19 protein-coding genes, 2 tRNA genes and 2 other RNA genes are annotated in these 26,616 nt (G+C 51.0%); 8 read left to right on the forward strand and 15 right to left on the reverse strand.

Annotation, left to right across the window (positions count from 1 at the left end; translation table 11 throughout):
• Positions 1-34: 34 nt before the first annotated feature.
• The 6 genes from oppF to ychE all read right to left on the reverse strand — a co-directional run bounded on the left by oppF (position 35) and on the right by ychE (position 7,191).
• Positions 35-1,039: a murein tripeptide/oligopeptide ABC transporter ATP-binding protein OppF gene (gene oppF, locus FOB24_RS14500; RefSeq protein WP_150345090.1), complete on the reverse strand. Its 1,005-nt coding sequence runs from the start codon at positions 1,037-1,039 to the stop codon at positions 35-37.
• Positions 1,036-2,049, reverse strand: a complete 1,014-nt coding sequence (oppD, locus tag FOB24_RS14505) for a murein tripeptide/oligopeptide ABC transporter ATP-binding protein OppD (RefSeq protein ID WP_038641097.1) — start codon at positions 2,047-2,049, stop codon at positions 1,036-1,038. The genes oppF and oppD overlap by 4 nt, the downstream gene beginning before the upstream one ends.
• An 11-nt stretch (positions 2,050-2,060) precedes the next feature.
• Complete coding sequence (oppC, locus tag FOB24_RS14510) at positions 2,061-2,969, reverse strand: oligopeptide ABC transporter permease OppC (RefSeq protein ID WP_008784950.1); 909 nt, start codon at positions 2,967-2,969, stop codon at positions 2,061-2,063.
• 14 nt (positions 2,970-2,983) lie between these two features.
• Positions 2,984-3,904, reverse strand: coding sequence for an oligopeptide ABC transporter permease OppB (gene oppB, locus FOB24_RS14515; RefSeq protein WP_003020708.1), 921 nt, complete (start codon positions 3,902-3,904; stop codon positions 2,984-2,986).
• Positions 3,905-4,138: 234 nt separating this feature from the next.
• The gene (oppA, locus tag FOB24_RS14520; RefSeq protein ID WP_150345091.1) at positions 4,139-5,770 is read right to left on the reverse strand and encodes an oligopeptide ABC transporter substrate-binding protein OppA; all 1,632 of its coding nucleotides are present in this window, start codon (positions 5,768-5,770) and stop codon (positions 4,139-4,141) included.
• 773 nt (positions 5,771-6,543) lie between these two features.
• On the reverse strand, positions 6,544-7,191 hold the full coding sequence (ychE, locus tag FOB24_RS14530) for an NAAT family transporter YchE (RefSeq protein WP_038643209.1): 648 nt from the start codon (positions 7,189-7,191) through the stop codon (positions 6,544-6,546).
• A 487-nt stretch (positions 7,192-7,678) separates the two neighbouring features.
• On the opposite strand from ychE, the gene adhE reads away from it, so the two are divergent.
• Positions 7,679-10,357, forward strand: a complete 2,679-nt coding sequence (gene adhE / locus FOB24_RS14535; RefSeq protein WP_038641104.1) for a bifunctional acetaldehyde-CoA/alcohol dehydrogenase — start codon at positions 7,679-7,681, stop codon at positions 10,355-10,357.
• 238 nt (positions 10,358-10,595) lie between these two features.
• Here the strand turns inward: adhE and tdk are convergent, their stop codons facing one another.
• Entirely contained in the window at positions 10,596-11,213 is a 618-nt protein-coding gene (gene tdk / locus FOB24_RS14540; protein ID WP_038641106.1) for a thymidine kinase, read from the reverse strand.
• Positions 11,214-11,843: 630 nt separating this feature from the next.
• Between tdk and hns the strand changes: the two genes are divergently transcribed.
• The gene (hns, locus tag FOB24_RS14545) at positions 11,844-12,257 is read left to right on the forward strand and encodes a histone-like nucleoid-structuring protein H-NS (protein ID WP_003020723.1); all 414 of its coding nucleotides are present in this window, start codon (positions 11,844-11,846) and stop codon (positions 12,255-12,257) included.
• 138 nt (positions 12,258-12,395) lie between these two features.
• Here the strand turns inward: hns and galU are convergent, their stop codons facing one another.
• The 3 genes from galU to rssA form a co-directional block, all read right to left on the reverse strand.
• Positions 12,396-13,304, reverse strand: a complete 909-nt coding sequence (galU, locus tag FOB24_RS14550) for a UTP--glucose-1-phosphate uridylyltransferase GalU (RefSeq protein WP_038641107.1) — start codon at positions 13,302-13,304, stop codon at positions 12,396-12,398.
• Between the two features lie 204 nt (positions 13,305-13,508).
• Entirely contained in the window at positions 13,509-14,522 is a 1,014-nt protein-coding gene (gene rssB, locus FOB24_RS14555; protein WP_038641109.1) for a two-component system response regulator RssB, read from the reverse strand.
• A gap of 89 nt (positions 14,523-14,611) precedes the next feature.
• Complete coding sequence (gene rssA / locus FOB24_RS14560; protein WP_069324649.1) at positions 14,612-15,523, reverse strand: patatin-like phospholipase RssA; 912 nt, start codon at positions 15,521-15,523, stop codon at positions 14,612-14,614.
• A gap of 111 nt (positions 15,524-15,634) precedes the next feature.
• Here rssA and FOB24_RS14565 point away from each other — a divergent pair, with 111 nt between their 5' ends.
• The 6 genes from FOB24_RS14565 (at position 15,635) to FOB24_RS14590 (ending at position 17,716) form a co-directional block, all read left to right on the forward strand.
• Positions 15,635-16,090 carry a YchJ family protein gene (locus FOB24_RS14565; protein WP_150345092.1) on the forward strand — a complete coding sequence of 152 codons (456 nt, stop codon included), beginning with the start codon at positions 15,635-15,637 and terminating at the stop codon, positions 16,088-16,090.
• 55 nt (positions 16,091-16,145) lie between these two features.
• Positions 16,146-16,988: a formyltetrahydrofolate deformylase gene (gene purU, locus FOB24_RS14570; RefSeq protein WP_006684274.1), complete on the forward strand. Its 843-nt coding sequence runs from the start codon at positions 16,146-16,148 to the stop codon at positions 16,986-16,988.
• A gap of 168 nt (positions 16,989-17,156) precedes the next feature.
• Positions 17,157-17,298, forward strand: a non-coding RNA gene (locus FOB24_RS14575) — RtT sRNA.
• Positions 17,299-17,326: 28 nt separating this feature from the next.
• Positions 17,327-17,411 (forward strand) — tRNA-Tyr (locus FOB24_RS14580).
• 36 nt (positions 17,412-17,447) lie between these two features.
• A tRNA-Tyr gene (locus FOB24_RS14585) sits at positions 17,448-17,532 on the forward strand.
• A gap of 45 nt (positions 17,533-17,577) precedes the next feature.
• Positions 17,578-17,716, forward strand: a non-coding RNA gene (locus FOB24_RS14590) — RtT sRNA.
• Between the two features lie 196 nt (positions 17,717-17,912).
• On the opposite strand, the gene narI is transcribed toward FOB24_RS14590, so the two are convergent.
• The 5 genes from narI to FOB24_RS14615 all read right to left on the reverse strand — a co-directional run bounded on the left by narI (position 17,913) and on the right by FOB24_RS14615 (position 26,482).
• Positions 17,913-18,590, reverse strand: coding sequence for a respiratory nitrate reductase subunit gamma (gene narI, locus FOB24_RS14595; protein ID WP_038641116.1), 678 nt, complete (start codon positions 18,588-18,590; stop codon positions 17,913-17,915).
• Positions 18,590-19,300, reverse strand: a complete 711-nt coding sequence (gene narJ, locus FOB24_RS14600; protein ID WP_087856119.1) for a nitrate reductase molybdenum cofactor assembly chaperone — start codon at positions 19,298-19,300, stop codon at positions 18,590-18,592. Before narJ ends, narI begins: the two co-directional genes overlap by 1 nt.
• Complete coding sequence (gene narH / locus FOB24_RS14605) at positions 19,297-20,835, reverse strand: nitrate reductase subunit beta (protein WP_038641118.1); 1,539 nt, start codon at positions 20,833-20,835, stop codon at positions 19,297-19,299. The genes narJ and narH overlap by 4 nt, the downstream gene beginning before the upstream one ends.
• The gene (locus tag FOB24_RS14610) at positions 20,832-24,575 is read right to left on the reverse strand and encodes a nitrate reductase subunit alpha (RefSeq protein ID WP_087856118.1); all 3,744 of its coding nucleotides are present in this window, start codon (positions 24,573-24,575) and stop codon (positions 20,832-20,834) included. The genes narH and FOB24_RS14610 overlap by 4 nt, the downstream gene beginning before the upstream one ends.
• A 515-nt stretch (positions 24,576-25,090) precedes the next feature.
• On the reverse strand, positions 25,091-26,482 hold the full coding sequence (locus FOB24_RS14615; RefSeq protein WP_038641122.1) for a NarK family nitrate/nitrite MFS transporter: 1,392 nt from the start codon (positions 26,480-26,482) through the stop codon (positions 25,091-25,093).
• Positions 26,483-26,616 lie beyond the last annotated feature (134 nt).

Consider the following 26,616-nt stretch of genomic DNA (forward strand, 5'->3'; position numbering starts at 1 on the left):
AAAAAGAAGGGCTGACCTTTGTCAGCCCTCACGATTATAGCGGGTCTACTTTCAGGCAGGAAACGGCGTGTCGAAAACTGCCTTCGAGTACCGGGCGTGTTTTTGCACACTCTGGTCCGGCAATCGGGCAGCGCGTACGGAACACACAGCCCGAAGGAGGATTAATCGGCGACGGCAACTCGCCTTCCAGCAACTGGATAACTTTGTTCCTTTCCATATCCGGATCGGGGATGGGCACAGCAGACATTAGCGCTTTGGTATAAGGGTGCAGCGGATTATGGTACACCTCGTCATAGGTGCCTAATTCCACTGCGTGTCCGAGATACATCACCAGTACACGATCGGAGATATGCTTAACCACCGCCAGGTCGTGGGCAATGAAAATTAATGACAACCCCATTTCACGCTGTAGCTGCTGCAGGAGGTTGACGACCTGAGCCTGAATGGATACGTCCAGCGCAGAAACCGGTTCATCACAGATAATCAGTTTCGGTTCGAGAATCAGCGCGCGGGCAATACCGATACGCTGACATTGGCCGCCGGAAAACTCATGCGGGTAACGGTTAATCAGGTTTGGCAGCAACCCAACCTTCATCATCATTGCCTTCACGCGGTCACGGACTTCCTGCCCCGACAGTTTCGGATGATAAGTCCGCAGCGGCTCGGCAATAATTTCACCAATGGTCATACGCGGGTTTAATGACGCCAGCGGATCCTGGAAAATCATCTGGATATCACTGCGCATCTCCCGCCATTCATCAGGTTTCATACCCAACAAATCTTTCCCCAGCCAGGCGACCTTTCCATCAGTGGCTTTCACCAGACCGATAATCGCCCGGGCAAAGGTCGATTTTCCGCAGCCGGATTCCCCCACCACGCCAAGGGTTTCACCTTCATACAATCGCAGGGTGACGCCATCAACCGCTTTCAGGGATTTCGACGGTTGCCAGAACCACTGCTTACCATCCTTAATGTCGAAATGGACTTTGAGATCGGCAATTTCAAGGAGTACTTTTCGTTGTTCGGTGACCGTATTCATACCAGTTCCTCCACCGGTTTAAAGCAGGCGCGCAGACGGCCCGGACTAAATTCCTCCAGTGGTGGGGCACTGCTACAGATTTCCATCGCATGCGGGCAACGCGGCTGGAACGGACAGCCTTTTGGCAGACGCAGCAGGTTCGGCGGGTTGCCCGGGATAGTCAACATCTCTTCCCCTTCGGCGTCCAGACGCGGTACGGCATTCAGCAAACCAATTGAATACGGATGAACGGGCTTATAAAAGACATCCCGTGCACTGCCATATTCCATGGTTCGTCCGGCGTACATCACCAGCACTTTGTCACAAATACCGGCGACAACCCCCAGATCGTGGGTGATCATGATAATTGCGGTGTTAAATTCACTTTTCAGTTCATTCAGCAGCGTCATAATTTGCGCCTGTACCGTAACATCGAGCGCGGTAGTCGGCTCATCGGCGATCAATAATTTTGGTCTGCACAGCAGCGCCATGGCGATCATTACGCGCTGACGCATTCCGCCAGAGAATTCATGCGGATACATTTTCATGCGCTTGCGCGCTTCCGGCATTTTCACCGCATCCAGCATTTTTACTGACTCTTCAAACGCTTCTGCTTTACTCATGCCTTTGTGCAGCATGAGAACTTCCATCAGTTGCTCTCCGACCCGCATGTACGGATTCAGAGAGGTCATCGGATCCTGAAAAATCATTGAGATTTGCTCGGCGCGCAGTTTGTTCAGCTCGTGCTCCGGTAAATTCAATATTTCACGCCCGTTAAACGTAGCGGAACCTCCGATACGGCCATTCGCCGCCAGCAGCCCCATCAGGGCAAACGCGGTTTGCGATTTGCCCGAACCGGACTCACCCACAATACCCAACGTTTCTCCGGCTCGCAGGGAAAAGTTTAAATCGTTTACTGCAGTAACATCGCCATCGGGGGTGGCAAACGTCACGCGCAAATCCTTAACGTTCAGCAGTGCGTTAGCCTGTTGTTGCGCGAGCGGCGCGGTTGCGGTCTCAATTACGCTCATGGCGGCGCTCCTTAACGGTCTTTCGGGTCGAGGGCATCACGCAGGCCATCGCCAATAAAGTTAAAACAGAACAAAGTAACCACCAGGAAACCGGCCGGGAACAGCAACAGCCATGGCGATACTTCCATTGAGTTGGCGCCATCACTCAGCAATGCGCCCCAGCTACTTAACGGCTCCTGCGTCCCTAATCCCAGAAAACTCAGGAAAGACTCAAACAGGATCATGCTGGGCACCAGCAACGAGGCGTAGACCACCACAACCCCCAATACGTTTGGCACAATATGACGGATAACGATGCGCACGGTAGACACCCCGCCGACTTGCGCCGCCTCAATAAACTCTTTGCGCTTCAGACTCAGCGTTTGTCCACGCACGATACGCGCCATATCCAGCCAGGAAACCATTCCGATAGCGACAAAAATCAGCAGGATGTTTTGTCCAAAGAAGGTCACCAGCAGGATCACGAAGAACATGAACGGGAAGGAGTTGAGGATTTCCAGCAGGCGCATCATTACCGAGTCGATTTTACCGCCGAGATAACCCGACAAAGAACCATACAGCGTGCCAACCACGACCGCCACCAACGCGGCGGCAATGCCAACCATCAGCGAGATGCGCCCGCCAATCGCCACACGCACCAGCAGGTCGCGACCCGATGAGTCGGTGCCAAAGTAGTGCCCGGACTCCATATCCGGCGCGCTGGACATCATTCCCCAGTCGGTATCAAAGTAGGTAAACTGCGACAGCATCGGCGCCAGCGTCACAAACAGCGCAATAATCACCAGCACCACCAGGCTTGCCACCGCCGCGCGGTTATGCATAAAACGGCGACGCGCGTCCTGCCACAGGCTGCGACCTTCGACCTCCAGCTTTTCACTGAAATTCTCCAGCGCCTCGCTGTTTTTCTTACTTAACATCATAGCGAGCTCCAGTATCAGTAACGAATCTTCGGATCGATAACGGCATACAGCACATCGACAATCGCGTTAAACACGATAGTCAGCGTACCGACCAGAATGGTCAGACTCAGGACCAGCGAATAATCGCGATTTAAGGCGCCATTGACGAACAGTTGCCCAATGCCCGGCAAACCATAGATGGTTTCAATGACCATTGAACCAGTGATTATGCCGACAAATGCCGGTCCCATATAAGACAGCACGGGTAGCAGCGCAGGTTTTAACGCATGGCGGAAAATAATCCGCCGCATCGGCAGCCCTTTGGCGCGCGCGGTACGAATAAAGTTTGAGTGCAGCACTTCAATCATTGAGCCGCGGGTAATACGGGCGATACTGGCGATATAGGCGAGCGATAACGCCACCATCGGCAGGATCATAAATTTCAACGCCCCGCCGTTCCAGCCACCGCCGGGCAGCCATTTCAACGTTATGGCAAATATCATGACCAATAAGGGAGCAACGACGAAACTGGGGATAACCACCCCGGTCATCGCGACCCCCATTACCGTGTAGTCCCAGCGCGTATTTTGCTTCAGCGCGGCGATCACCCCTGCGCTAACGCCGACGAGCACCGCCAGAATAAAGGCCGCTGCGCCAAGCTTCGCTGACACCGGAAAACTTGAAGCGACAAGGTCGTTAACCGTGTAATCTTTATATTTAAAAGATGGCCCAAAATCGCCATGCGCCAGTTGTTTCAGGTAGCTGAAATACTGTGTGGAGATGGGATCGTTGAGATGATATTTCGCTTCTATATTAGCCAGCACTTCTGGCGGCAATGCGCGTTCCCCGGTGAATGGGCTTCCCGGCGCAAGGCGCATCATAAAGAATGAAATCGTAATAAGAATAAACAGCGTCGGAATCGCTTCCAGACAGCGACGTAATATAAATTTCAACATAACCCGTACCTTCCGGCGTGTGCCTTTATACCCGTCATACTTCCAGTCGCAGGTGCGTTGGCTTTCTCACTCACCCCGGTCACTTACTACTCGTAAGCTCCCGGGGATTCGTTGCGTCGCCGCCTTCCTGCAGCTCGAATTATTTAGGGTATCCCCCTTTTCATTCGAAGAGGTGTGAATAGTGCGATGAAAAAAGACACTGTGGGGCAAAATTGATTGCCCCACGTCTTGCCATTAATGCTTGATAATATACAAGTCTTTTACATGGATATTATCCATCGGGTCTTTACCGGAGTATCCGCCAACCCATGGTTTCACCAGGCGGGCGTTAACATAGTAATAAACCGGTACAATCGCAGAATCTTTATCCAGTTGCTGCTCCGCTTTCGAATACAGCTCACTGCGCTGCGCTTCATCTGTCACTTTCAGGGTATCTGCAATCAGCTTGTCAAATGCAGGGCTCTTATAGTGAACCGTGTTGTTGGAGCTGTCGGACAGCACCATATTCAGGAAGGAAGTTGGTTCGTTGTAATCCGCGCACCAGCCCGCACGTGAAACATCATAGTTGCCCTGATGACGCGTATCGAGGAATGTTTTCCACTCCTGGTTTTCCAGCTTGACGTTAGCGCCCAGATTTTTCTTCCAGATAGATGCCGCGGCGATAGCCAGTTTCTTGTGCAGGTCTGAGGTGTTATACAGCAGGTCAAAGGTCAACGGTTTTTCAGCGGTATAACCGGCTTCAGCCAGCAGTTTCTTCGCTTCTTCATTACGTTTTTCCTGTGACCATTTGAACCACTCTGGCTCGACCAGTTTCGCGCCATCGGTGTAAGGAGGGGTAAAGCTATAGGCAGGCAGGTCGCCCTGGTTTTTCACTTTGTTGACGATGATGTCACGATCCATCGCCAGCTTCAGAGCGGTACGAACACGAACATCGTTGAACGGTGCTTTCTGGTTGTTGATTTCGTAATAATAGGTGCACAGATACGGGTCAACGTGAACTTCGCTCGGGATCTCTTTTTTCAGTTTCTGGAATAACTCGATCGGCATGTTGTTATAGGTCATGTCGATTTCACCGCTGCGATAGCGGTTAACGTCAGTCACTTCAGAAGAAATTGGCAGGTAGGTCACCTGGTTAATAACGGTTTTGGCGTTGTCCCAGTAGTTGGTATTACGCTCAAGCACAATGCGCTCGTTAACCACCCAGTCCTTCAGTTTATACGCACCGTTAGTGACAATGTTGGCGGGCTGAGTCCACTTATCGCCGTATTTTTCAACGGCGGCTTTAGGAACAGGTGAAACGGAAGAGTGCACGAGCAGTTTGTAGAAATAAGGAACAGGTTCGCTCAGGGTTACTTCAAAAGTATGATCATCAATCGCTTTCACACCGAGATCGGTGACCGGCTTTTTACCGGCGATGATGTCATCAATATTGACGATATGACCGTACTGCAAATAACTGGCGTACGGTGAGGCAGTATTTGGGTTAGCCAAACGTTGCCAGCTGTACACAAAATCTTGCGCGGTAACAGGTGTACCGTCAGACCATTTAGCATCTTTACGCAGATGGAACGTCCAGACTTTAAAATCTTTATTGTCCCATTTCTCAGCCACGCCCGGCGATGGTTTGCCATCGACATCGCTGATTAATAAACCTTCAAACAGGTCCCGGTTAATGTTGGATTCCGGCACCCCTTCGATTTTATGTGGATCGAGAGACTGAACTTCCGAACCGTTATTACGCACCAGAGTCTGCTTTTCAGCAAGCTGCACACCCGCTGGCACAACTGCCGCCGTGGCCACATTTCCAGCGATTAGCGCAGTGAGGATCCCCGCAGCTACTAAACTTTTTTTAGTGATGTTCGTCATTGTGTTTGTACTCCCTCATTATTATGGCTGGTTTTTTAACCAGACTGTTAATCCTGTCAGGATCCCTGTACGGCACCGGAGATTTTCTGCCGTCAGGTGGTTTATTGTTTTACTGCTTGCTATCACCGACTTTATTTATTCTGGCGATTCGTACGACCGCCTTGCGTCGATTATCTACGTGTCTCCCCTGCCGGAAACACGCTATTACCCTGTTGAGAGAAAACAAGTGAAAATCATTCTCATCAACGTCAATTCTTCTGCAAAATACCTGGCCGGAAAGTACCAAATGCGTTTCTTCACCGCCAATACATTTTACAAATTTGTTAACCAATTCTCTTTTATTAGAAATAAATCTCGCTGACAAAGGCTTACGAATGAAAATTCATGGCAATAAAACATTAATAATCAATGGATTGGCTGATGGGCATAGTTGACGTCCCTGTCCGGTATCAACACCATGCCAAAATGCACATAAATTTAACAATTGATTATTAATTAGCACATTCATCTAAAAAAAACGCTGAAATAACTAATAACATTTCGATAATCCCACAGCAAGCCCCAGAGTATGATGTTAATAAAATAACAGCAATATCGTGCTCCCTCTGACGCAGTGCTGAGTGTTATATCCATAAAATCAATGAATAACTAAATCGTTAACCATCAGCATTTTTCATTACTGTTATGCTGATTATCAACTTTAGTGAGAAGTTTTACTGATAATGAAAGGAAACGGAGCCAACAGCGGCTCCGTTTATAGTGAAGAAGGAATATCAGGCAAGCAAACCGGGGAAAATGGATTTGATACCAGTAACAATGAATTCAATCCCTAAGGCCATGAGTAACAGCCCCATAATACGCGTAATAACGTTGATCCCCGTTTGCCCCAGCAAGCGCACTAACCACGGCGCCATGCGAAACAGCCCCCAACAACACAAGGCAAACAACGCAATCGCGATAAAAAAGCCAAACAGATTAATCGCACTGTGGTAACGCGTCCCCCAAACGATGGTCGAGCTAATTGCCCCCGGTCCCGCCATCAGGGGCAATGCCAACGGCACCACGCCAATGCTTTCACGAATGGCGGTTTCTGATTTTTCCTGTTTGTTCTGCTTATCTTCGCCAAGTTTGCCACTAATCATCGACATCGCGATAGTCACAACCAGAATACCGCCGGCAATCCTGAACGAATCTATAGAGATACCGAAAAGTTGCAGGATACCGTCGCCCAGGAACAGCGAAGTCCACAGGATGATAGCGACCGACAGGTTTGCCGTGAGATTGGTTTTGTTTCGCGCAGCCGCAGTTTGGTAGCTGGTCATACTGATAAAGACCGGGATGATCCCTACCGGGTTAACCAGGGCAAATAACCCAATAAAAAATTTAAAATAAACAGGAAAATCAAATAGCGTTTGGATCACGGTTAGCTCCGAAGCGTTAGCCGGATAAAATGAGTCATAAAAATTGGAAAAATCCGCGCTGAAGATACGCCTTTTGTCAGCATACTTCACCTTCTATCTGCGTATATCTACGTAAATACGCTACTAATACTTAGTGTTATTAATATGTATTAAATATGCTAATGTGATTAGCATTCACCACCTCAATTTTTTAACACTTACCGAGAAACGCTAAAAGGGCCTGCTGAAAGGTGTCAGCTTTGCGAAATCTTGATCCAGATCACGCAATTACTACTCAGAAGTGAGTAACCTTGCTTACGTCCCCTGGAGGTAAAGCGTAAAAGTTATCTGGCGCTTGCGTATAAGCTCTTTTAGTAAATCAAGGTAAAGTGGACGTTAATTAACCGTTTGATTTTCAAACCGTTACACAAATTTTCGTCGGTCTGTCTATACTCTCGTATCGAGCAGATGATTTACTAAAAAAGTTTAACATTATCAGGAGAGCATTATGGCTGTTACTAATGTCGCTGAACTTAACGCACTTGTAGAGCGCGTAAAAAAAGCCCAGCGTGAATATGCCAGTTTCACTCAAGAACAGGTTGACAAAATCTTCCGCGCCGCCGCTCTGGCTGCCGCAGACGCTCGAATCCCTCTCGCGAAAATGGCCGTTGCCGAGTCTGGCATGGGCATTGTCGAAGATAAAGTGATTAAAAACCACTTTGCTTCTGAATACATTTACAACGCTTACAAAGATGAAAAAACCTGTGGAGTGCTGTCTGAAGACGACACTTTCGGTACCATTACTATTGCTGAACCGATTGGTATCATCTGCGGTATCGTTCCAACCACTAACCCGACTTCTACTGCTATCTTCAAATCGCTGATCAGCCTGAAGACCCGTAACGCCATCATCTTCTCTCCGCATCCGCGTGCTAAAGATGCCACTAACAAAGCTGCTGACATCGTTCTGCAGGCGGCAATCGCTGCTGGCGCGCCGAAAGACTTGATCGGCTGGATCGATCAACCTTCCGTAGAACTGTCTAACGCGCTGATGCACCACCCGGACATCAACCTGATCCTTGCGACCGGTGGTCCAGGCATGGTTAAAGCGGCATACAGCTCCGGTAAACCGGCAATCGGCGTAGGCGCAGGTAACACCCCTGTTGTTATCGACGAAACCGCTGATATCAAACGTGCTGTTGCATCTGTTCTGATGTCTAAAACCTTCGATAACGGCGTAATCTGTGCTTCTGAACAGTCTGTTGTCGTGGTTGACTCTGTATACGACGCAGTACGTGAGCGTTTCGCCACTCACGGCGGCTACCTGCTGCAGGGCAAAGAGCTGAAAGCTGTTCAGGACGTTATCCTGAAAAATGGCGCGCTGAACGCCGCTATCGTTGGTCAGCCAGCCTACAAAATTGCTGAACTGGCAGGCTTCTCCGTACCAGAAACCACTAAGATTCTGATTGGTGAAGTTAAGGTTGTTGACGAAAGCGAACCGTTTGCTCACGAAAAACTGTCTCCGACGCTGGCTATGTATCGTGCGAAAGACTTCGAAGACGCAGTGGACAAAGCTGAAAAACTGGTTGCGATGGGCGGTATCGGTCATACCTCTTGCCTGTACACCGACCAGGATAACCAGCCAGAACGCGTTGCTTACTTCGGTCAGATGATGAAAACCGCGCGTATCCTGATCAACACCCCTGCTTCTCAGGGTGGTATCGGTGACCTGTACAACTTCAAACTCGCACCTTCCCTGACTCTGGGTTGTGGTTCCTGGGGTGGTAACTCCATCTCTGAAAACGTTGGTCCTAAGCACCTGATCAACAAGAAAACCGTTGCTAAGCGAGCTGAAAACATGTTGTGGCACAAACTTCCGAAATCTATCTACTTCCGTCGTGGCTCTCTGCCAATCGCGCTGGATGAAGTGATTACTGATGGTCACAAACGTGCGCTGATCGTGACCGACCGCTTCCTGTTTAACAATGGCTATGCTGACCAGATCACCTCTGTTCTGAAAGCGGCTGGCGTTGAAACCGAAGTGTTCTTTGAAGTTGAAGCTGACCCGACTCTGACCGTTGTTCGTAAAGGCGCTGAGCTGGCTAACTCCTTCAAACCAGACGTGATTATCGCGCTGGGTGGTGGTTCCCCGATGGACGCCGCGAAAATTATGTGGGTTATGTACGAACACCCGGAAACCCACTTCGAAGAACTGGCGCTGCGCTTTATGGATATCCGTAAACGTATCTACAAGTTCCCGAAAATGGGCGTGAAAGCGAAAATGATCGCCGTCACCACCACTTCCGGTACCGGTTCTGAAGTAACACCGTTTGCGGTTGTGACCGACGATGCAACCGGTCAGAAATATCCGCTGGCTGACTACGCCCTGACCCCGGATATGGCGATTGTCGATGCCAACCTGGTGATGGATATGCCGAAGTCCCTGTGTGCGTTCGGTGGTCTGGATGCCGTTACTCACGCTCTGGAAGCTTACGTTTCCGTACTGGCTTCTGAGTTCTCTGACGGTCAGGCTCTGCAGGCGCTGAAACTGCTGAAAGAAAACCTGCCAGCGTCCTACCACGAAGGTTCCAAGAACCCGGTAGCCCGTGAGCGTGTACACAGTGCAGCGACCATCGCCGGTATCGCATTTGCGAACGCCTTCCTGGGTGTATGTCACTCCATGGCGCACAAGCTGGGTTCTCAGTTCCACATTCCTCACGGTTTGGCGAACGCCCTGCTGATCAGCAACGTTATTCGTTACAACGCGAACGACAACCCGACCAAACAGACAGCATTCAGCCAGTACGACCGTCCGCAGGCGCGTCGTCGCTATGCTGAAATCGCCGACCACCTGGGTCTGAGCGCACCGGGCGACCGTACTGCCGCGAAAATCCAGAAACTGCTGGGCTGGCTGGACGAAATCAAAGCTGAACTGGGTATTCCTAAGTCTATCCGTGAAGCTGGCGTGCAGGAAGCTGACTTCCTGGCACACGTTGACAAACTGTCTGAAGATGCGTTTGACGACCAGTGTACTGGTGCTAACCCGCGTTATCCGCTGATTGCTGAGCTGAAGCAGATTCTGCTGGATACCTACTACGGCCGTGAGTACAGCGAAGGTGAAACCACCGCTAAGGCTGAAGCAGTAGCTGCACCGAAAGCTGAGAAAAAAGCGAAGAAATCCGCTTAATTCCTTCAGAAAAGTTTTAGTCTGACTATAAACGGTCCCTTTTCGGGACCGTTTTTTTTGCACCTTACACGACCAAAATCAGGTAATACCTGACTCAACCACTTGTAAGATATGGCCTGGTGAAGATTACTTGCAGGGAGGAAGCCAGGATGGCGTCAGAAGAGCGTGTGACAGGGTAGAGACACGCATGAATAGTTGTGCCTACCCTGTGTTTATAAGCGCCCAGAAGCGCATAGGGTTAATCGTGGCTGTGTCGTTCTTGTATTGCCGTCAGAGAGCCTTCAGACTGCGCTTGCTTATAATGCTTACGGCATACCGACACATAGCGCTCGTTTCCGCCTATAACCACCTGCTCGCCTTCGTTAAAAGGTCTTCCGGCCTGATCAAGACGTAGCACCATGCTGGCCTTACGGCCACAGAAGCAAATAGTTTTTAATTCAACCAGCTTATCTGACCACGCAAGCAGGTATTCACTGCCGCAGAATAGCTCACCACGAAAATCGGTGCGTAAACCGTAACACAACACGGGAATATCCAGCCGATCGACAACTTCAGATAATTCATAAACCTGTTGTCGCGTCAGAAACTGAGACTCATCAACCAGTACACAGTGAATTCTTTGCTGCGCATTGTCGGCGCGAATCTCTTCGAACAATGATGAATTTTGGTTAAACAATTTTGCAGGTGACGACAGACCTATACGTGAACTTACTTTTCCAGTGCCAAAACGGTCATCAATTTCCGCTGTATATACTACAGCGCGCATTCCACGTTCCTGATAATTGTACGAAGATTGCAGCAATGCAGTCGACTTACCGGCATTCATTGCAGAATAGTAAAAATATAGCTGTGCCATTGACCGTAGGCCCTCATCTGGGGAAATAAATATGGGCGGGATTGTAGCATATTTCACGAACATGTCGGTGCAGCGTTGTCCCGAAAGACGTATAAAGAAGCGTACCGACTCGCTCAGCGCCGCCTTAATAACCAGAGAATGCAGGTGCTCTTTATGGCTGGGAGTATGATAGCGCGACGTCTTAACCCAAACAGGCTGGGGCTGAACCGTATATACACATTCTTTCACAAATAGTGCTCATGAAATTGATCGGCCTCGCTTATCAAGGGTCGACAATTAAGAAACCGTTCCCTTATTGTTATTGAATCGCCCCACCGCCGCCATGTAATAGCGAATTCACGTAAGCAAAACTAATACAAAAGGTTGAAATCACTGCAAAGTGATACTATTTGAACACGATAAAATGTGACCTGAATCTTGAATTTTTACTCTCAACCGTTGAGAAGCCCCCCCGCCAATAAGCCTTTTTTATGCCCAACATCACGGAGAATTTAAGACAGAGGAATTAATTCTGATACTAAATAAAGCGCAATTTTGAATTCCTTACATTCCTGGCTATTGCACAACTGAAATTATCGCTCTATTATTAGCTCAACAAACCACCCCCAATATAAGTTTGAGATTACTACAATGAGCGAAGCACTTAAAATTCTGAACAACATCCGTACTCTTCGTGCGCAGGCAAGAGAATGTACTCTGGAAACGCTTGAAGAAATGCTGGAAAAATTAGAAGTTGTAGTTAGCGAGCGTCGTGAAGAAGAAAGCGCTGCCGCTGCTGAAGTTGAAGAACGTACTCGTAAACTGCAACAATATCGTGAAATGCTGATTGCTGACGGTATTGATCCGAACGAGCTGCTGAATAGCATGGCTGCTGTTAAATCTGGCACCAAAGCTAAACGCGCTGCGCGTCCGGCTAAATATAGCTATGTTGACGAAAACGGTGAAACTAAAACCTGGACTGGCCAGGGTCGTACACCGGCTGTGATCAAAAAAGCGATGGAAGAACAAGGTAAACAACTGGACGATTTCCTGATCAAGGAATAATTCAGAAATGGTTTGCTTAAAATCCCGCCACTGGCGGGATTTTTTTTACCTGTACTTCGCATGGCCCCTACCCGGATTAGGTATAAAAAAAACGGCGCTGGATTAACAGCGCCGCTCTGACCTGATAATTACTGGCGGTTACTTCTTAATACCCATCTCTTCTTCCAGCCAGGCTTTAAATTCAGCGCCGAGGGTATTATGGCGAATACCATATTCAACGAACGCCTGCATATAGCCCAGCTTATTACCACAGTCATGGCTTTTGCCCTTCATGTGATAGGCTTCAACCGTTTCTTTTTCAATCAGCATATCGATAGCGTCAGTGAGCTGAATTTCGTCACCCGCTCCCGGAGGCGTTTTTGCCAGCAGAGGCCAGATATCCGCACTGAGAACATAGCGGCCCACGACTGCCAAATTAGATGGCGCAACATTCGCTTTCGGCTTTTCAACAACGCCAACCATCGGCACGCTTTCGCCCGGCGCTAATTCAACGCCTTTACAATCCACTACGCCATAAGCGGTAACATCTTCTACGGGCTCGACCATAATCTGGCTGCTGCCGGTTTCATCAAAACGATGAATCATTTCGGCGAGGTTTTCACGGGATAAATCTGATTCATATTCATCCAGAATTACGTCTGGCAGAATAACCGCAACCGGTTCATCGCCAACAACCGGGTGCGCGCACAATACTGCGTGACCCAGACCTTTAGCCAGCCCCTGACGTACCTGCATAATAGTGACATGCGGCGGACAAATAGATTGCACTTCTTCCAGCAGCTGACGTTTTACACGTTTTTCCAGCATAGCTTCTAACTCAAAGCTGGTATCGAAGTGGTTTTCAATGGAATTTTTAGACGAGTGAGTTACAAGTACAATTTCAGTGATACCCGCAGCAATACATTCGTTTACCACGTACTGAATTAATGGCTTATCAACCAACGGTAGCATCTCTTTCGGGATTGCCTTCGTAGCCGGTAACATCCTGGTTCCTAATCCCGCAACCGGGATAACGGCCTTTTTGACTTTTGAATTAATAGCAGCCATTTAAAACTCTCCTGGACTGTTCATGTATTGAACGTGTTCATCAATCTGTATCGCATCCAAGTATATCAGTACAGCGGTAAGCCTCTGGTCTGAAAAGGACGCACGTCGGTATAATTAAGACAAATACGAATAAATCTGGCGCTGATAGTAGCACTCGCAGCATGAGGGAGGTGAAGCAATTTCATTCCTCCCTCGCTCAATTGTTCATTCCGCAGACAACATCAGGCGCAGGCGACCACCCGCCCCCCAAATTTGGCACTGCCATGACTCACAGCGCTGGCTCAACTGATTAAGATAGGTATTGCCAAGCGTTCCCAACGGTACGCCATTGCTGATTTGTACCTGATGGGAACCGGTATTTAATGTCGCATTCAGTCCTGCTGATACCAGAATCAGGTTTTTTAACCCGCTGTGGTAATACCCTACCAGCAAGGGAAACTGGCCGGGTAAATTAGCCTGACGCAGCAAATGGTTCACCTGTTTCAATAATGCCCCTAACTCTGGCAGCCGCTGATTTTGTTGCGTCAGTTGCTCCTGCAGCAAACCGTTAAATAGGGCTCGCAGTAATAATGCGGCCAGCACGCCATTATCCCCTGCCCGCGTGACATCCAGACAATAAAAAGCAAGGTCGTGATCCGACAGCGGCGCAATATCCAGCACCAGTCCCGGTTGATCGGCGGCAACCAATTGCCGATAGTTTATGCGACATTGTGAAATCACTTGCGATACAGGAGGCTGTAGCTCCTGCAACAGCTTTGCTGCAGCGGCAGGATCGTCCACCATGGCATCCCAGTCGCGAAACAGCCGCTCTTCTTCTTCAACCCGCGAATTGAACATATTGGGATACAGGCACGCAAAAACCGTTTCTCGCAGACGATTAAGATCCTTCACCGGTTTCAGAAGAACGTCGTCCACACCGAGTCGCAGCGCTTTGGCTATATCAGACATGTTTTCCGTCGCTGAAATCACCAGTATTGGCGTTTGATCGCCCCGATTGCGTAAATACTCAACCAGTTTAAGACCGTTCATTCGTGGCATTGCCAGGTCGCAGATCATCAAGTCAGGCGTAAAATGGCCAAGTAAATCCAGTGCTTCAAGCCCATCGCCGGCCACCGCCGTTGTCGCTCCCAAAGAGGAAAACCATGAGTCCATGAGTGAGCGGAATACCGGCTCATCCTCAACGATAAGAATCTGTTTTCCGACCAATGGCTGCGTCATATTCTCCCCCCTGACTGGCTTTAATAAATAGTGGCATGCTATTGCTACTCACGCCTGTCAGATTTAACTTAAGTATTGATAAAAAATGCCTAGACGTTGGTCTTCACCAGAGGTAGAAGCTCATCCATTTTCTTCTCAACCGCCAACTGCCCGGCAGCAATTGCTGCACTGGCGCGGTGGAAATCCAGCGTGGATATTTGCGGACAAAACGGCTGAATCAGGATATCAGGCGGGTCGCCAGCCATACGGTTACGTTTCAGACGATTTTCCAGAACCTGAATAGAGGTTGTCATGATCTCCATCGCCGTCGGCGCGGTCACTGTCCGCCTCGCCGTAATGTTGCTCAGACGCTCTTTCAGACGGCCATGCCATGAGAGTTCGTCAGCGCCATCGCCTGATTCAGCATCGCTACTGACGTTGAAGGAGAGTAAATCTTGCTGCATAAGGTGCGCATCGTGTTGCAGGTCGACCGCAATAACGATATCGGCGCCCAGCGCACGCGTCAGGGAAACGGGGACGGGATTCACCACTGCGCCATCGACCAACCAGTAGCCATTATGCGCTACAGGGGACATCAGACCAGGAATACTGCAAGATGCCCGGACAGCCAGGTGCAAATCACCTTCGGTGAACCAGAGTTCCCGACCCGTACTTAAATTGGTTGCAACAGTTGCGAAACGGCGTGTGCATTGTTCAATCGCTTCTACCGGCATGACATTACGGTACTGGTTGAACACACGTTCTCCGCGCAGTAGTCCTCCCCTGCGCCAGGAGAGATCCATCAGGCGTAAGACGTCCCAATAACTGAATGAACAAACCCACTGTTCGAGTGCAGGCAACTTATTGCAGGCGTAGGCAGCGCCAACCAGCGAACCAATGGAGCACCCTGCCACAATATCAACATCAATCCCCATATGCTTAAGGGCTTTAATCACGCCGATATGCGACCAGCCGCGCGCCGCGCCGGAACCTAGCGCCAGCCCAATTTTAATTTTTCTCATTGTACGTACAAACTTCCCCTGGCTTGCAGACGTAGCAACATCGCTACCGCTCAGTTAACATAGTGCCACCCTGGCGTTTTTACGCCGTTTTTTTATTCCAGGGAGTACTTTGTGTCTCAGCTTTGTCCCTGTGGTAGCGCTGTCGAGTATAGCCTATGTTGCTACCGTTATGTGTCCGGCGCGCAAGTAGCACCTACGCCGTCACACCTCATGCGTTCTCGTTACTGCGCTTTTGTGATGAAAGACGCAGATTACCTTATCAAGACCTGGCATCCGGACTGCCATGCCGCTGCGTTTCGTGACGACATTATCGCAGGATTTACGCATACCGAATGGCTGGGGCTGACCATTTTTGAGCAACACACGGCAGATTCAGAAAATATTGGCTACGTCAGTTTTGTCGCGCGGTTTTCTGAACAGGGAAAAACTGGCGCAATTATCGAACGCTCTCGTTTTTTAAAAGAAAACGGTCAGTGGTACTATATAGACGGTACACGCCCTCAAATTGGACGAAACGACACCTGCCCTTGTGGCTCGGGTAAAAAATTTAAGAAGTGCTGCGGCTAATCAACGCCCGACAGTATCAATTTTGCAAACATTCTCAATAGGATCACCGCTGCAAATGCATTCATTACAACGAAAAGTGCTGCGTACTATTTGCCCGGACCAAAAAGGTCTGATCGCGCGCATTACAAATATCTGTTACAAGCATGAACTGAATATCGTGCAGAATAATGAGTTCGTGGACCACCGTACCGGGCGCTTTTTTATGCGTACCGAGCTGGAGGGCATTTTTAATGATGTCACGCTGCTTGCCGATCTTGATAGCGCCTTACCAGATGGCTCCATCCGTGAATTAACGCCGGCAGGACGCCGCCGTATCGTTATTTTGGTCACCAAGGAAGCGCATTGTCTGGGCGATCTGTTAATGAAGGCCAATTATGGCGGGCTGGATGTTGAAATCGCTGCGGTGATCGGCAACCACGAGACGCTGCGTCCTTTGGTTGAGCGCTTTGATATTCCGTTTGAACTGGTCAGTCACGAAGGTTTAACCCGTGACGAACACGACCAGAAAATGGCCGATGCTATCGACGCGCACCAACCTGACTATGTCGTGCTGGCAAAATACATGCGCGTACTGACCCCGACCTTTGTTTCACGCTTCCCGAATAAGATTATCAATATTCACCATTCATTCCTGCCGGCGTTTATTGGCGCTCGCCCATACCACCAGGCTTACGAGCGCGGGGTGAAGATCATTGGCGCAACGGCCCACTATGTGAATGATAACCTCGATGAAGGCCCTATCATTATGCAGGACGTAATTCATGTTGATCACACCTACACCGCAGAAGACATGATGCGTGCCGGCCGTGACGTTGAAAAAAATGTATTAAGTCGCGCGCTGTATCAGGTTCTGGCTCAACGCGTATTTGTTTACGGTAACCGAACGATCATTCTGTAATCGATTGATAATTTAATTGGTTACCTTTACATCTTTACGCGTAAAAATCAGGCAACCAGTTCTTTTTTATCAACGGAATACTTTACAGGGGCGCATCATCTGTTATGATGCGCCCCGCTTCCAACAGAAGCAGGCCAGTAATAAGCATTACCCCGTGGTGGGGTTCCCGAGCGATCATAAGGGAGCTGACTGCAAATCTGCCGTCATCGACTTCAAGGTTCGACTCGAGCGATAGTGAGAGAACGTTGCCGCAGGCAACGGCCCGAAGGGTGAGGAGCTTTAGCTCCGAATAATCCTTCCCGCTATAGAATGCGAGCAGCATAATGAATATACCCTGTGGTGGGGTTCCCGAGCGGCCAAAGGGAGCAGACTGTAAATCTGCCGTCATCGACTTCGAAGGTTCGAATCCTTCCCCCACCACCATTCATTCCTGTAGATTCATAAAATTAGTATACCCCTGGTGGGGTTCCCGAGCGGCCAAAGGGAGCAGACTGTAAATCTGCCGTCATCGACTTCGAAGGTTCGAATCCTTCCCCCACCACCATCATTTCTCTGCCGCACTTCAGCGAAACCAAACCTTATTGCCCTATATTCTGCCTATGCAGGAAGGATGAGAAGCTTCGACCAAGGTTCGATTCGAGCGTCAGCGAGAAAGCGTTGCCGCAGGCAACGACCCGAAGGGCGAAGCGCGCAGCGCGCAGCGCGGAGTCATCCTTCCCCCACCACCATCACTTCATAAAGCATCAACACCCAATCCAACTGCAATGCCCTATCGTGCCCGCAATAGGCCTGATGCGCTGCGCTTATCAGGCCTACAGAGAGCTGACGTCTGCGTAGGCCGGATAAGGCGGTTACGCCGTCATCCAGCAAACAGGCATAAAAAAACCCCGCCGGAGCAGGGTTTTGTCTTACACAGATAACCGATTAGTGACGCGCGCGTACAATCTGGTATTTGCGGGTCAGATACTCGACCGGAACGCTCCAGATGTGCACCAGACGCGAGAACGGGAACAGCAGGAACAGCGTCATACCCAACACCAAGTGCATGCGGAAGATAAACGCCACGCCATCCAGATATTCAGACGCGCCGCCGTGGAAGGTCACCACAGTTTGCGCCCAGTTCACCAGTTTCATCATCTCGCTACCGTCCATATGCTGAGCGGAGAACGGAATGGTCAGCAGGCCAAGGGCGCACTGGATAACCAGAATGGACAGCACCAGAATATCCGCACCAGTGGTGGTGGCCCGCACGCGTGGGCTGAACAGACGACGTTTCAGCAGCAGCACGCCGCCGACCAGACACATCACGCCTGAGGCGCCGCCCGCAAACATAGCCATCTTTTGTTTCACTTCCAGCGGTAGCCACGCTTCGTACATCCAGTGCGGCGTCAACATGCCCAGAAAGTGCCCGGCAAAAATGCCCAGGATCCCGATATGAAACAGGTTTGACGCCAGGTTCATCCCTTTGCGATCCAGCATCTGGCTGGACGCCGCGCGCCAGGTATATTGTCCATAGTCATAACGCAGCCAACTGCCGATCAGAAAGACAGAACCCGCGATGTACGGATAGATGTCAAAGAAGAACGTATTCAGGAAGTGCATTATTGCTGTCCTCCGGTGGTGATATTCAGATACTGCGGCGCAACGGCCCCGGCAAAACGACGCTGGTGAGCGGAGATTTCCGACTCGCCACACCCCTGATCGGCGAAGAATTTCACCTGCTCTTCTTCCCAGACCGCATCAAGCGCTTGTGGTGTATCATCACGCGCTTCATCCGCAATTTTTTCAGCCACTTTGTCGCTGTCGATAACGGTATTCGCCAGTTTTAGCAGCAGATCAAACAGCACCGCATAACGGCTGTCACGCTGTTGCAAGCGAGCGCTGAGCAAAGCCAGAATCGGCGCGATATCCTGTAAACCACCTAACGCTTCGCTTTTCGGCAACTGCGCAAGGTATTCCAGATACAGCGGCAGATGATCGGGAAGTTCACGGCTGTCGAGCTGCAAACCGTGCTGCTCATACTGTGCCATCAGGTCAACCATCGCCTGACCGCGATCGCGGGACTCCCCGTGAACATGTTCAAACAGCAGCAGCGATGTGGCGCGGCCCCGGTCAAACAGTTCGCTGTAGGCGGCCTGTACATCCAGCATGTCCTGCGCGGTTAAATCGCGCAGGAAAACGCCCAGGGTCTGGGCATCCTCTTTATCCAGGTTCTCAGATGACGCGAGTGCATCGAAAAGCTCCTGCTGATGCTGCCATAAGGCAGCATCCGGGTACTCGAGCAGACGCGAAACAATGACGAGTTCAATCATTGGTGCGGCTCCGTTTTGCTGGTCACATCAACAGCGTCGATGCGGCGGCTGTTGAACAGATTGAATTTGGTATCAGAACCGTGGCAACCATCGCCGAAGGTAAAGCCACAACCGCTTTTCTCCGGGAATGCCTCACGCGCCAGTTCACGATGGCTGCTTGGCACCACGAAACGATCTTCGTAATTAGCAATCGCCAGGTAACGATACATTTCCTGTGCCTGCGCTTCGCTTAATCCCACCTCTTCCAGCGCACGGGTATCAACTTTTCCGTCAACAGTTTCCGCACGTTTGTAGTGACGCATTGCCAGCATACGTTTCAGCGCCAACAGTACCGGCTGAGTGTCGCCAGCGGTCAACAGGTTCGCCAGGTACTGAACCGGGATACGCAGACTGTCTACATCCGGCAGAATGCCGTTGCTGCCAAGCTCGCCCGCATCGGCGGCAGATTGAATCGGGGACAAAGGCGGCACGTACCAGACCATCGGCAGCGTGCGGTATTCCGGATGCAGCGGCAGCGCCAGCTTCCAGTCCATTGCCATTTTGTAAACCGGAGACTGTTGTGCAGCATCGATGACGCTCAGTGGAATACCATCTTTTAGCGCCTGTTCAATGACAGCCGGATCGTTCGGATCGAGGAACACGTCTAGTTGACGCTGGTACAGATCTTTTTCGTGCTCAGTGCTGGCCGCGCTTTCGATCGCATCTGCGTCATACAGCAGTACGCCGAGATAACGGATACGGCCAACACAGGTTTCGGAGCAAACGGTCGGTTGACCCGCTTCGATACGCGGGTAGCAGAAAATGCACTTCTCGGACTTCCCGCTCTTCCAGTTGAAGTAAATCTTCTTGTACGGGCAGCCGGTGATGCACATACGCCAGCCGCGGCACTTGTCCTGGTCGATCAGCACGATGCCATCTTCTTCACGCTTGTAGATAGCACCACTCGGGCAGGTCGCCACACACGCCGGGTTAAGGCAGTGCTCGCACAGGCGCGGCAGGTACATCATGAAGGTGTTTTCGAACTGGCCGTACATCGCCTTCTGCATGTTTTCGAAGTTCTGGTCCTTGGCGCGTTTTTCGAATTCGCCGCCCAGAATTTCTTCCCAGTTCGGACCGCTGGTGATTTTGTCCATCCGCTGACCAGTAATTAGCGAGCGCGGGCGGGCAATCGGCTGCGCTTTGCTGCCTTCCGGCGCGGTGTGCAGATTCTGATAGTCGAAATCAAACGGCTCGTAGTAGTCATCCATACCCGGTAGATGCGGGTTAGCAAAGATTTTACCCAGCAGCAGCGCACGGTTACCCATGCGCGGTTGCAGTTTACCGTTGATTTTACGGATCCAGCCGCCCTTCCATTTCTCCTGATTTTCCCAGTCATTGGGGAAACCGACGCCAGGCTTACTTTCCACGTTATTGAACCAGGCGTACTCCATACCTTCACGGCTGGTCCAGACGTTTTTACAGGTCACTGAACAGGTGTGGCAGCCGATGCACTTATCAAGATTCAGCACCATGCCGACTTGTGAACGAATTTTCATTTTACGCTCTCCTGTACCTGGTCATTGCCTTCGCCATCCAACCAGTTAATGTTCTTCATCTTACGTACAACGACGAACTCATCGCGGTTTGAACCGACGGTGCCGTAGTAGTTAAAGCCGTAGGCCAACTGTGCATAGCCGCCGATCATATGGGTCGGTTTCGGCGTAATACGGGTCACCGAGTTGTGGATCCCGCCACGCTGCTGGGTGATTTCTGAACCCGGCAGGTTAACGATACGTTCCTGCGCGTGGTACATCATGGTCATCCCGGCCGGCACACGCTGGCTGACAACAGCGCGGGCAGTTAATGCACCGTTGCTGTTGAAGACCTCGATCCAGTCGTTATCTTCGATACCCAGGTCTTTCGCATCCGTTTCACTCATCCAGACGATCGGACCACCGCGTGACAATGTCAGCATCAGCAGGTTGTCGCTGTAGGTGGAGTGGATACCCCATTTCTGGTGCGGCGTCAGGAAGTTGAGCGCTTTTTCCGGGTTACCGTTAGACTTCTCGCCCATCACCGCTTTCACTGAACGGGTATCGATTGGCGGACGGTAAACCAGCAGGCTTTCACCGAAATCACGCATCCACTGGTGATCCTGATACAACTGCTGGCGACCAGACAGCGTACGCCATGGGATCAGCTCATGAACGTTGGTATAACCGGCGTTATAAGACACATGTTCATCTTCCAGGCCTGACCATGTCGGGCTGGAGATAATTTTGCGCGGCTGCGCCTGTATATCGCGGAAACGAATTTTTTCGTCTTCTTTATTCAGCGCCAGATGCGTATGGTCACGACCGGTAAATTCACTCAGCGCAGCCCAGGCTTTAACGGCTACCTGACCGTTAGTTTCCGGCGCCAGGGTGAGGATCATCTCGGCGGCATCAATGGCGGTATTAAGCCAGGGCTGGCCTTTCGCCGGGCCTTCAGCCTTGGTGTAGTTGAGCTTACGCAGCAGATCCATTTCGCTCTGGGTATTCCAGGCAATCCCTTTCCCGCCGTTACCGATTTTTTCCATCAGCGGGCCGATGGAGGTAAAGCGTTCATAGGTTGCCGGATAATCACGCTCTACGGTCATGATGTGCGGCGCGGTAACGCCAGGAATCAGGTCGCACTCACCTTTTTTCCAGTCCTTCACGTCCAGCGGCTGCGCCAGCTCAGCGGCGGAATCGTGCTGAATCGGCAGCGTAACAACGTCGGTTTCTTTACCGAGGTGGCCCACGCACACTTCAGAGAATTTCTTCGCGATGGCTTTATAGATCTCCCAGTCGCTCTTCGATTCCCAGGCCGGGTCAACGGCGGCAGACAACGGATGAATAAACGGATGCATATCCGAGGTATTCATGTCGTCTTTTTCATACCAGGTTGCGGTCGGCAGCACGATATCGGAATACAGACAGGTACTCGACAGACGGAAGTCCAGCGTCACCACCAGATCCAGCTTGCCGTCCAGTCCGTTGTCCTGCCATTCCACTTCTTCTGGCTTCACGCCGCTCTGCTGGCCGAGATCTTTCCCCTGAATACCGTGTTCAGTGCCCAGCAGGTACTTCAGCATGTACTCGTGGCCCTTACCGGAAGATCCGAGCAGGTTGGAACGCCAGATAAACAGGTTACGCGGATGGTTTTTGCCGTTTTCCGGCTGTTCCGCCGCAAAGCGAAGAGAACCGTCTTTCAGGGCGTTAACGGTGTAATCCACCGGCGTCATGCCGGCTTTCTTCGCCTCTTCAGCGATACGCAGCGGGTTAGTCCCTAACTGCGGTGCAGACGGTAACCATCCCATTCGTTCAGCGCGAACGTTGAAGTCAATCAAATGACCGCTATAACGGGATTTGTCTGCCATCGGGGACAGCAATTCCTGTGCGGTAACCGTCTCATAGCGCCATTGGCTGGAGTGGTTATAGAAGTAAGAGGTGCTGTTCATATGACGAGGCGGACGCTGCCAGTCCAGCGCAAACGCCAGCGGCTGCCAGCCGGTTTGCGGGCGCAGTTTTTCCTGCCCGACATAGTGGGCCCAACCACCGCCGCTCTGGCCGATACAGCCGCAGAACACCAGCATATTGATCAGGCCGCGATAGTTCATATCGAGGTGGTACCAGTGGTTCAGACCTGCACCGACGATAATCATCGAACGACCGTGCGTTTTATCGGCGTTATCCGCAAATTCGCGGGCGATGCGCACGATTTGAGCGCGCGATACACCGGTAATTTTCTCTGCCCATGCCGGCGTATACGCTTTCAGGTCATCGTAGCTGGTTGCACAGTTTTCATCGTTCAGACCGCGTTCCAGACCGTAGTTGGCCATGGTCAGATCGTAAACGGTCGTCACCAGCGCGGTAGAACCGTCGGCCAGTTGCAGACGTTTAACCGGCAATTTGTGCAGCAGAATGTTTTCCAGTTCAACTTTATTGAAGTGTTCGGTACCTTCGCCGCCAAAATAGGGGAAGCCGACTTCAGCGATGTCATCCTGGCTACCGAGCAGACTGAGTTGCAGTTCGGTTTCATCGCCCGATGTACCGTCGCGCTGCTCGAGGTTCCATTTACCCTTTTCGCCCCAACGGAAACCAATTGAACCGTTTGGTGCAACCATTTCACCGTTGCTGTTGATAGCGACGGTTTTCCATTCCGGGTTATTTTCCTGGCCCAGAGAGTCAACCAGATCCGCTGCACGCAGCATACGACCAGCAGCATAATAGCCGTCGCGCTCTTCGAGCATCACCAGCATTGGCATGTCAGTATAACGACGAACGTAGTCGGTGAAGTACTGGCTCGGGTTATCGAGGTGGAACTCGCGCAACATGACGTGGCCCATCGCCATTGCCATCGCCGCATCGGTCCCCTGCTTCGGCGCCAGCCACAAGTCGCACAGTTTGGCGATTTCTGCGTAGTCCGGCGTAATCGCTACCGTTTTGGTGCCTTTATAGCGAACTTCAGTAAAGAAGTGCGCATCCGGAGTACGGGTCTGCGGGACGTTAGAACCCCATGCAAGAATGTAGCTGGAGTTGTACCAGTCAGCGGATTCAGGGACGTCGGTCTGTTCGCCCCAGGTTTGCGGAGAAGCCGGCGGCAGGTCGCAGTACCAGTCATAGAAGCTCAGGCAGGTACCGCCAATCAGCGACATATAGCGTGCGCCGGATGCGTAAGAAACCATCGACATCGCCGGGATCGGCGAGAAGCCTGCGACGCGGTCAGGACCATAGGTTTTGATGGTGTACACGTTAGAAGCGGCAATCAGTTCATTGACTTCCTGCCAGGAGGAGCGAACGAAGCCGCCGCGACCACGCGCTTGTTTGAAGCTTTTTGCTTTGTCGGCGTCTTCGATAATGGATGCCCAGGCATCTACCGGATCGCTGTGCAGTTTTTTGGCTTCACGCCACATCTTCATCAGACGTTTGCGCATCAGCGGGTATTTCAGACGGTTAGCGCTGTAGAGATACCAGGAATAGCTCGCACCACGCGGGCAGCCGCGAGGCTCGTGGTTTGGCATATCTGGACGGGTGCGTGGGTAGTCAGTTTGCTGGGTTTCCCAGGTCACCAGACCATTTTTCACATAGATTTTCCAGCTGCATGAACCGGTGCAGTTTACGCCGTGGGTTGAACGCACGACTTTGTCATGCTGCCAACGCTGGCGATATCCGTCCTCCCAGTCCCTGTTGGTATTGAGAAGCTGGCCGTGCCCATCGGCAAAGGTTTCGCCCTTCTGCTTGAAGTAGCGAAACCGGTCCAGGAATTTACTCATCGGTTTTCTCCTGTAGGAGCCTGACGGCTCTCTGATAAATCGACATTGCTTATTTGCCAGCGAAGGTAACGCTCTGAAAGGGCGTGAGAATTGATAACGATCAAGGCAGACAGGGATGAAAAATGAGGGACGTTTTTCACATACCCCCTAAGTGGGATATCAGTGAATTAATTAACGCATTGAATTTAAATAACTTTTTAAAATCCACTTATCATGCAAATGTTAAATTCTTTATAAGTGGGTATTAAGGGGTATCCCCCCTGCCAGGCATATTGCGAGCACCGTTCTCATAGGATGTTGTCATGTCACAACATAAAAGTATGTTGTAACTAATAGCAGGCAAAAAAAAGCGCGGTCTAACGCCGCGCAATGGATAATCAACCTACACTTCATCCTTCAAACTGCCTCTGCGTTGGCTGCGCTCGTTCTCCCCAGTCACTTACTACAGTAAGCTCCTGGGGATTTCTCACTTGCCGCCTTGACGCAATTCGAATGATTTTGTGTATACCACTTTTTTACTTTTTAGAATGACGTCCGTACACCGCCCAGGTGATAACCACGCAGGCGACATAGAAGATCACAAAGACTTTCATCGCATCAACAGGTGAGCCCGTTAACGCCAGGGAAGTACCAAATGCTTTGGGGATAAAGAAGCCGCCAATCGCGCCAATGGCAGAGATAAAACCGAGCGCAGCCGCAGTGTCGGTTGCCGCTTCACGCATCGCCTTCTCTTCTGACCCGCCTTCCGCTTTCACTCTGTCCATCGTCAGCTTGCGGAAGATAACGGAGATCATCTGGAAGGTTGAACCACTGCCCAGACCGGCCGTCAGGAACAGCGCCAGAAACACCGCGAAGAAAGCGGTAAAGTTGCCCCCTACGCCATTGGTTGGCAGCGTCAGGAACAGCAAGGCACTGAAGAGAGCCATCAGCACGAAGTTCACCAGCGTCACGCGAGTTCCGCCCAGACGGTCAGAAATTGCACCGCCAGCTGAGCGCGCCAGCGCGCCAATCAGCGGGCCAAAGAAGGCGTAATGCAGGATCTGTACCTCAGGAAACTGCGTTTTTGACAGCATCGCGAAACCGGCTGAGAAGCCGATAAATGAACCGAAGGTTGCCAGATACAACAGGCTCATGATCCACAGGTGTCCGCGCTTTAGCACCGGTAATTGCGCTTTCAGTGACGCTTTTGAGGTTGCCAGTTCGTTCATACCAAACCATGCAGCCAGCGTCAGCACAGCGAGGAACGGAACCCAAATCCATGCGGCGTTTGCCAGATACAACTGCGTGCCATCCGGTTGCTCAACGCCCTGGCTACCAAATGCAGCGAAGATTGACAATGAGACCACCAGCGGAGCAACCAACTGCATTACGCTGACGCCCATGTTGCCCAGACCACCGTTCAGACCCAGCGCACCGCCCTGCTTTTGTTTTGGAAAGAAGAAGCTGATATTCGCCATGCTTGATGCAAAGTTCGCACCAGCAAAACCGCACAGTAAGGAGATAATAATAAAGGTACTAAATGGCGTGGTGGTATCCTGTACCGCAAAACCTAACCATACGCATGGGACGATCAGGATACCGGTGCTGAATGCCGTCCAGCGGCGTCCACCAAACAGGGGAACCATAAAGGAGTACGGCACACGCAGCAGCGCGCCGGAAACCGATGGCAACGCCGTCAACATGAACAATTGCTCCGTGGTGAAATTAAAGCCGACTTTCGGTAAGTTCACCGCTACGGCGCTAAATAACATCCACACGCAAAACGCCAGCAGCAAGCAAGGGACGGAAATCCACAGGTTACGGCTGGCGATTCGTTGACCACGCTGTTGCCAGAAGACAGGATCTTCCGGCCGCCATTCTGTAATTACAGCTCCAGATGCCCTTTCCGGGGCAGATGAGTGACTCATAGACACCTCTGATACTTGTTTCGATGCCTGCAACCTTAGGGTTTACAGCTGGAGGTAAGTTGATATAAATCAAAGGAAAAGGTGTCATTATTCATGCCTAAAATTTATCATCACCCTAAATGAGTACATTACTT

The organism is Citrobacter werkmanii (assembly GCF_008693645.1).
Taxonomy (GTDB): Bacteria; Pseudomonadota; Gammaproteobacteria; order Enterobacterales; family Enterobacteriaceae; genus Citrobacter; species Citrobacter werkmanii.

Coding starts and splice junctions, on each gene's coding strand:
- adhE (WP_038641104.1), top strand. CDS start 7,679: ATGGCTGTTACTAATGTCGCTGAACTTAACGCACTTGTAGAGCGCGTA.
- hns (WP_003020723.1), top strand. CDS start 11,844: ATGAGCGAAGCACTTAAAATTCTGAACAACATCCGTACTCTTCGTGCG.
- oppC (WP_008784950.1), bottom strand. CDS start 2,969: ATGATGTTAAGTAAGAAAAACAGCGAGGCGCTGGAGAATTTCAGTGAA.
- oppD (WP_038641097.1), bottom strand. CDS start 2,049: ATGAGCGTAATTGAGACCGCAACCGCGCCGCTCGCGCAACAACAGGCT.
- oppA (WP_150345091.1), bottom strand. CDS start 5,770: ATGACGAACATCACTAAAAAAAGTTTAGTAGCTGCGGGGATCCTCACT.
- oppB (WP_003020708.1), bottom strand. CDS start 3,904: ATGTTGAAATTTATATTACGTCGCTGTCTGGAAGCGATTCCGACGCTG.
- rssA (WP_069324649.1), bottom strand. CDS start 15,523: ATGAGAAAAATTAAAATTGGGCTGGCGCTAGGTTCCGGCGCGGCGCGC.
- narI (WP_038641116.1), bottom strand. CDS start 18,590: ATGCACTTCCTGAATACGTTCTTCTTTGACATCTATCCGTACATCGCG.
- oppF (WP_150345090.1), bottom strand. CDS start 1,039: ATGAATACGGTCACCGAACAACGAAAAGTACTCCTTGAAATTGCCGAT.
- galU (WP_038641107.1), bottom strand. CDS start 13,304: ATGGCTGCTATTAATTCAAAAGTCAAAAAGGCCGTTATCCCGGTTGCG.
- FOB24_RS14610 (WP_087856118.1), bottom strand. CDS start 24,575: ATGAGTAAATTCCTGGACCGGTTTCGCTACTTCAAGCAGAAGGGCGAA.
- purU (WP_006684274.1), top strand. CDS start 16,146: ATGCATTCATTACAACGAAAAGTGCTGCGTACTATTTGCCCGGACCAA.
- tdk (WP_038641106.1), bottom strand. CDS start 11,213: ATGGCACAGCTATATTTTTACTATTCTGCAATGAATGCCGGTAAGTCG.
- narJ (WP_087856119.1), bottom strand. CDS start 19,300: ATGATTGAACTCGTCATTGTTTCGCGTCTGCTCGAGTACCCGGATGCT.
- rssB (WP_038641109.1), bottom strand. CDS start 14,522: ATGACGCAGCCATTGGTCGGAAAACAGATTCTTATCGTTGAGGATGAG.
- narH (WP_038641118.1), bottom strand. CDS start 20,835: ATGAAAATTCGTTCACAAGTCGGCATGGTGCTGAATCTTGATAAGTGC.
- FOB24_RS14615 (WP_038641122.1), bottom strand. CDS start 26,482: ATGAGTCACTCATCTGCCCCGGAAAGGGCATCTGGAGCTGTAATTACA.